The sequence below is a fragment of the Methylobacterium sp. BTF04 genome, assembly GCF_010692745.1.
GTDB lineage: Bacteria > Pseudomonadota > Alphaproteobacteria > Rhizobiales > Beijerinckiaceae > Methylobacterium.
On record NZ_JAAHTB010000132.1, the window covers coordinates 1 to 2,778 of the forward strand.

General features: G+C 62.3%; 2 protein-coding genes. One reads left to right on the forward strand and one right to left on the reverse strand.

Translation table 11 applies throughout. The annotated features are described in order from the left end of the window. Window positions 1-594: 594 nt before the first annotated feature. Entirely contained in the window at window positions 595-747 is a 153-nt protein-coding gene (locus G3T14_RS23650; protein ID WP_163644932.1) for a hypothetical protein, read from the forward strand. A 129-nt stretch (window positions 748-876) separates the two neighbouring features. Here G3T14_RS23650 and G3T14_RS23655 read toward each other — a convergent pair whose 3' ends face one another. Beyond that, window positions 877-2,577 (reverse strand): methyl-accepting chemotaxis protein, encoded by a 1,701-nt coding sequence (locus G3T14_RS23655; protein ID WP_163644933.1) that lies wholly within the window; start codon window positions 2,575-2,577, stop codon window positions 877-879. Between the last annotated feature and the right edge of the window lie 201 nt (window positions 2,578-2,778).

Below are 2,778 nucleotides of genomic sequence, written 5' to 3' on the forward strand. Positions count from 1 at the left end.
CGGCAAGGTACGGTAGAGCACGGTAGAAGGGCGACCAGATACGGTATGCGTACGGTAAAAAGCACGGTCGCAGGAGGTGTATCACACCACACGCACTGAAGTGCCGGCAGGCCTCGGATGGCACCAAACTCGTCGCCTACTGCCGGATCATGTCGTGCCTACCACCCAAGCCGCCGCTCGCAAATCGAAGTGCAGAGCGCCGCGATTCTGAAGCGAACCGAAACAGATCGAAGCCTCCCGAAGCCGCTTGAAGCGGGGTACATGCTTCGAAATGCTGCGAATTGCTCTCAAATGTTGTTAAATATTCTCTACACACCTGTGCACCCAGGGTGCGGTTCGCGATCATGGGCAGATTCAGACCAGGTCACGCCCGGCCAAGTCTGGCCCGCAGCGGTCATGCCGATCGGATCTCTTTAGAGCCTAATGAGCGAAAACAGGTCGAGCTGCTGCACAGGCTTACGAGTGCGAGAGCATGGGCTGAGCAGGGCACGCAGGGATTGCGGTAGCGGGATTGACGGCAGAACCACGCCCAGCTTGCCTTAGAGCACAGCGCCGACGATCCGGCAGCCATTGCCCCGATGGAACACGTTGGAGGTGTGCGGTCCGGAGGATCTCCTGCACGAGCGCCTCGTCTATGCCCATGCTGGAAAAAGCCGTGAGCTTGGTCAGGGCATCGCGCTGCAGGTCGAGGTTCTGGTCGAGAGTGCAGACACGGGCGCATCCAACGAGCATGTCGGGATTGGCTGAAATGCCGTTTCTACGAAATAGAAAAGCCGACACGTTTTTCCGACAGAGACGAAGCTGTTCCGAACCACTTGCAACTTGCCCCGCCGAACTGTCGAGGAATTGGTTTTTTTGATAGGTGACGCCTCGCTCTTACGCGGCGCGCACCGTGGTCAGGTATCGCGCGATCTCGGCGCTCAGGTGCTGCGATTGCCGTGTGACCTCGACGGCCGAGGTCAGCACCTGGGCCGCGGCTGTGCCAGTCGCCTCCACAGCCTCGGACACATCGACGATCGTCGTCGTCACCGAATTCGTACCGTCGGCGGCCTGCCCGATGTTGCGAACGATCTCCTGCGTGGCTGCCCCCTGCTCCTCCACCGCTGCGGCGATCGACGTGGCCACGGCGCTGATCTCCTGCAGACGGGTACGGATGCTTCCGATCGCCGAGACCGCGCTGACCGTGGACCCCTGGATACGCGCCACATGGCTCGAGATTTCCTCGGTGACCCGCGCCGTCTGATTGGCCAGTTGCTTGACCTCCGCCGCCACGACGGCGAAGCCCCGCCCCGCCTCTCCGGCGCGCGCCGCCTCGATCGTGGCGTTCAGCGCCAGCAGGTTGGTCTGGCCGGCGATCTGCGTGATCATCGCCACGGCGTCGCCGATGCGGTCGGTCGCACTGTTCAGTTCCTGCACCAGGGCGCCGGTCTGCTCCGCCTCGCCGACGGCCGCCTTCGCGAGCTCCGCCGAGCCGGTCACCTGACGGCCGATCTCCTGGACACTGACCCCCAGTTCTTCGGCTGCTGCCGCCACTGTGTTGACGTTCGCCGCCGTTTCGCTCGCAGCTCCCGCCACGGCCGAGGACTGGTGCGCCGTCTCCGTGGCCGTGTGCGACATGCCCCGCGCGGTCTCCTGCATGCCTGAGGCGGCGGACTGCACGGCCTCGACGATACCGCTGACCGCCTGCTGGAAACCGTCGGCCATCGTGTGGGTGGCCGCGCGGCGTTCCGCCTCGGCGCCGTCTCGGGCCGAGGCGGTTTCATCTTCCAAGGCGCGGGTCCGTATGAGTGTCGCTTTGAATATTTCCATGGCGCGCGCCATGATGCCGACTTCGTCGCCACGATCGACCGAAGGGATCGCCACCGCAAGGTCGCCGGAGGCCAGGGTGTTCACGGCCCCCGTCAGCCCACGCAGCGAGCGCGAGAGATCACGGGCCAGGACATAGGAGAAAAGTGCCGCTATGGCCGTCAGGCACCCGGCGACGATCATACCCCACTGCGCTTCGGCCCAGAAGAACGTATCGATATCGGCGACATACGCCCCGGTGCCGATAGCCCACCCCCAGGGCGCGAAAAGCTTCGAGTAGCCGATCTTGTCCAGCGCGACCGTCTGGCCTGCCTTCGGGATTTGGTAGTTGGCGAAACCTTCCTTCCGATCGCGGGCGACCGTGACGAGCTTGCCCACCATGTCGGCGACACCCGGGCTTTTTGCGGCATCGGGTCCGGTGAGGAAATTTCTGCCTTCCAGGGCGCGGTTGCCGCCGTGCGCGACGCTGGTTCCGCTCAGGTCCCAGATGAAGAAGTAGTTCGTCTCGTCGTAGCGCATGTCGCGGATTGCGCTTCTCGCTGCCTCCTTCGCGGCTTCCTCCGTCATGAGGCCTTTCACGGCCCGGTCGTGATAACCTGCCACGAGCATCCATGCGGCCTCGTCGAGATGCTTCATCTCAGAGGCACGGGCCTCCAGCAGCGATTGTCGCACGTTGATGAGGGATTGGACGGATACGAAGGCCGGCGTCGCAATGCCGATGGCAAGCACGAGAAGGATTCGTCGGGAAATGCTGAGGCGTCCGAGGATCATGATCAATACCTTCGCAACAGGCACGTGGCTTCAAACTCTTAGTATGATGTATTTCATGAATAGGTTAATTATTCTAAGTTTACAGACTTGCCCTTTGTCTTATCACACATCAAACTTGAAGGATGCCGTACGCCGGCTCGAGAACGGTAATTGCTCAGGTGGTCAGAACGAAGCTGACACTGGGGTGAGGATTGGCAGGCC

Excerpts from the sequence above, each read along its gene's own strand:
- G3T14_RS23655 (WP_163644933.1), bottom strand. The coding sequence starts at position 2,577 with ATGATCCTCGGACGCCTCAGCATTTCCCGACGAATCCTTCTCGTGCTT.